Raw genomic sequence first — 3,731 nt, forward strand, 5'->3', positions numbered from 1 at the left:
CTGACGAATCGCCCTGTAAGCCCATTTGCGCGTCATTTCGAACAGATGGCAGTTTCGCCCCATCCCGTAATGTTTATCGATGCTACGGCGCGCTGAGGCGCTCAAATCGAGATAATCAGCCAGTTCATCGAGGGTATAGGCCTCCTCGCGCCACTCCATCACCTGCCATTCCAGGTGGAACGGATTTTTGCAAATCAGTCCGCTGTAGTTCACATCTGCACAAAGTTTCTCACACAGCGAACGTTCAATCGCAGCGGCGTATTTCAGCGCCTTAACCGAGCTGTCCGGCGCGGTTCTCACGGCGATATTGAGTGCGTAGAGCAGGTGAGCATGACCGTTCACAGGATTTTTTACGGTGATGTTCGGCGCGGGAGCGTTCCGGTCGCTCCAGTCAATCGCAGCTCCTACACGGTCAACGTCAAAAACCAGCCAGAACTGCGCATGAGGCTGGTTCTGCTGGATGTACCGCGCAAGAAGCGCACGCCCTTTGCCGGAGATGCGAAGACCAAAAGCGAGATCATCCGTGTGATAGGGACGGTGGGGTAAATTTTCTTCGAAGTATTGAAGCGCGGCGCTCATGTGTTACGATTCCTTCCAGGTTATCGACCGACATCGCCCCTGTATTTTCGTGAAAGTCTTGGCGGATAGACACGAATTTCAGGGGCGTTTGTTTTTCAGTCGCTTACACTACCCCCAACAACAAAACCTGTCGAGCCTTCCCGCAAAAACGATCCATTTACCATAACTCCTGTTGTACGAACCCCTTAAAACGCTCTCAATCGCTTTCTGACGCAAAAAACGCAAAAATACAAGGAAACACCAGGGCAACCCCGAAAAATGCGTCAGAATTATTTTTATGGGGCTGCATAACTATGCACAAAAGTGATTCGCGAACAGTTTCAACCGTTCAGAAGGGCGAATGGGTCAAAACAGCAAATTTTCTCATCCATATCCTTGCATAGATGGATAAAACAGTTCGATATCAGCATCAGACACAATAATTGCCATAGTTCATCCCACCCTCTCTCCAAAGCAACATGACTAAAAAACAGTCTTGGGATAGTTTGTTTTCTGAGCTCCATGTACCCCACCTTTTTAGGAAATCGCTTAAAAGGTTTAGTCTCACAACAACCTGAACACAGCTCTAGATAACATTTATCGAATACAATAAAATACCACTTATAAAATAGGTGGTTTATTTATAAGTAATATTTCTTGACAATATAGGTTCTTAAAATGGAATATATTGATAAATCGACACTAAACAGCAAAGAAAAAATTAGACAAGCAATCGAAAAGAAAATAAGGGAAATAAAAGGTTACACGCCACGAGTCGGTATTTTTGGATCAACTGGCGTAGGTAAATCATCATTATGCAATGCATTATTTGGTCGTGATGTAGCCCCAGTCAGTAACGTCGCTGCTTGCACAAGAGAGATTCAAGAAATTCATATCAAGCCAGAAGATGGAAATGAGGGAGGACTTACGATAATAGACTTTCCTGGTGTTGGTGAAACCTTGGAAAGAGACAAAGAATATTATAATCTATACAAAGAGAATGTTGCAAAGTTAGACCTAGTTGTATGGGTAATAAAGTCTGATGAAAGGGCTTACGCAATTTCTCAAAAGGTATATAACGATATATTGCTACCTAATATAAAAAAATGTCCTGTTGTATTTTTCATAAACCAAATAGATAAAATAGAACCAACAGAAGACGATGAAGGTGAACTTCTTTGGGATAAAAAGAAAAACGAGCCGACAAAAGAGCAGTTAGCTAGTGTAAATGAGAAAATACTAGAAGTAAGTACTGCCTTTTCTGTTCCTGCTTCATACATTATACCTACATCAGTCAAAAGAAAGTTTAATATTTCTAAAGCAATGGAGACAATAATAGACATCCTCCCAAAGGAGAAAAAATATGCTCTCTATCGCGAAGCAGGAGAAGAAATAAAAACAGAAAAAATGGCAGAAAGCGCAGAAAAGGGCGTATGGGACACCATTAAAGAATGGACAGGTGAAGCCTGGGATAACGTAAAGGATGTAGTTGTTGAAGTAGTAGCTGCAACTGTTGTTGCTGCAGGTAAGAAAATACTATCAAAACTTAAATTCTGGTAATTCATTAAGATTCAGGATGATTACTATCCTGAATCTTAGTTATCAACGTTTCTTTTTCCAAGATCGGTTTTATCCGATGTGAACAGCGAACAATTCAAACACCTCACAGAGCGCGTCAGTTTTTCCGGCTCTTACCCGTGACAGTTTTCTCCGCCAGTTTATCTTCCAGTGTCACAACTTTCTGATACAGCCGCCTGCCAGAAATGGGAAGGATTATCCCTGGCCCATTCCGGCATGTTTCCGTGCTCCGTGTATTCCAGATCTTTCCGTTTCGCATACTCCCCTTTGCGCTCGATGTAATCGGCGTGGTTTGCAGCCTGTCCCTTGCCTCCAAATTTAACGCTGAGGTGATAGGTTGCCACGGTTTCAGCCCTCCGCAGGAGCGCACTGTTTCTCGACGAAGGAGAGAAACATATAAGTGCGCTTCCTTCTAATTTCACGAATTAGAAGGAAGATACCCCCCTGCACCCACCGACCGCAAGCGATATACTGCACGACCACAACACACCGCAAAAAACACCAGGGAGCACCACGAACATGCGCATCAGCAACATCGAATGGCTGAAGAAACGGATCGGATTCATCAGGAAGCTCGGAGAACAGACCGCACGACAGAGACAGATTATTGACCTGCTCGACAACGAAGCAGGACTCACAGAACAGGAACGCAAACTCCTCCACGTACTGGCAACAGCGGAAAAAAACGACTTACAGGCACAGGAGAGCGAACGAAAACAGGCGGTCCAAAAACGAATCGAGGGAAAAAAACAACGACGAGAACGCAATCACCGGCTCTTTCTCGCGGCTGGGCTACTGATCGAAGCAGGACTGGTAGACACAAAAACAGGCGAGCTATGCTATAAAAAAGACAGGATATTACAGGCACTTAAGGAACTTAAGTACGATCTGGAGACATCCCCAAACCCAGACGCGTAAGTGCCTCCATCCGTGTTCCGATTCCCTGGTGCTTCCTCGCTCATTCGCTCGCTACGCTCGGTCATGAGACTGCGGCGAGCACTACCAGCGCAATCATGCGGAAAACAGCACCATTGCTGGGCTGAAAGGAGAAAACCGCCGGAAAGCCCTCAGCTCAAAAAGACGCCGAAAAGGCGCTGTTATCTGATATAGGCTATTTGTGCATTGCCCAATTACGGATCGTATTACGATGTACATTCAGCATCGCCGCAATAGCTTTCTGAGAATATCCATTCTCCAGCATACATAGCGCCATGAAACGCTTGTCATCGTAGGCTTCGCCTTTAGCGATACCACCTTTCCGGCCTCTCTTGGCCTGTATTTCTGGGGTGTGCGTATCAGCCACATACTGTGCGAAAGTTTCCGGCGTGAAGTTCCTGTGCGTGTATTTCGCAATGCTCTTGCCAATAGCCCGACATTCAGGCGGAGAAAGCGGAACGGGAAGCGATGCGTTGTACATTTCGACACGCTGAATCACGGCATCAAGCCACTGTGAGAATGCTGGCCAGCCCTGACGAATCGCCCTGTAAGCCCATTTGCGCGTCATTTCGAACAGATGGCAGTTTCGCCCCATCCCGTAATGTTTATCGATGCTACGGCGCGCTGAGGCGCTCAAATCGAGATAATCAGCCAGTTCA

Annotated in this window: 4 protein-coding genes and 1 pseudogene; 2 read left to right on the plus strand and 3 right to left on the minus strand. The window is 45.9% G+C overall.

The genetic code is table 11. The features are described from left to right. Nucleotides 1–579, minus strand: a 579-nt coding sequence (locus FTV38_RS16875; RefSeq protein WP_180023000.1) for a replication initiation protein, incomplete at its 3' end; no start/stop codon positions are given. Nucleotides 580–1,236: 657 nt separating this feature from the next. Between FTV38_RS16875 and FTV38_RS16880 the strand changes: the two genes are divergently transcribed. Beyond that, entirely contained in the window at nucleotides 1,237–2,118 is an 882-nt protein-coding gene (locus FTV38_RS16880) for a GTPase family protein (protein WP_031612478.1), read from the plus strand. A gap of 188 nt (nucleotides 2,119–2,306) precedes the next feature. Here the strand turns inward: FTV38_RS16880 and FTV38_RS16885 are convergent. Next, a pseudogene (locus tag FTV38_RS16885) lies at nucleotides 2,307–2,480 on the minus strand (mobilization protein); the annotation flags it as partial. Between the two features lie 175 nt (nucleotides 2,481–2,655). On the opposite strand from FTV38_RS16885, the gene FTV38_RS16890 reads away from it, so the two are divergent. Further along, the gene (locus FTV38_RS16890; RefSeq protein ID WP_001560793.1) at nucleotides 2,656–3,054 is read left to right on the plus strand and encodes a hypothetical protein; all 399 of its coding nucleotides are present in this window, start codon (nucleotides 2,656–2,658) and stop codon (nucleotides 3,052–3,054) included. A gap of 193 nt (nucleotides 3,055–3,247) precedes the next feature. Here FTV38_RS16890 and FTV38_RS16895 read toward each other — a convergent pair. Then, nucleotides 3,248–3,731 (minus strand): helix-turn-helix domain-containing protein (locus tag FTV38_RS16895; protein ID WP_180023001.1); only part of this gene is annotated, 484 nt, incomplete at its 5' end.

It is taken from the genome of Acinetobacter sp. YH16044, assembly GCF_013417145.1.
Classification (GTDB): Bacteria; Pseudomonadota; Gammaproteobacteria; order Pseudomonadales; family Moraxellaceae; genus Acinetobacter; species Acinetobacter amyesii.

Bases quoted from the DNA above. Each gene is read 5' to 3' on its own strand.
- FTV38_RS16880 (WP_031612478.1), top strand. From the start codon at position 1,237: ATGGAATATATTGATAAATCGACACTAAACAGCAAAGAAAAAATTAGA.
- FTV38_RS16890 (WP_001560793.1), top strand. From the start codon at position 2,656: ATGCGCATCAGCAACATCGAATGGCTGAAGAAACGGATCGGATTCATC.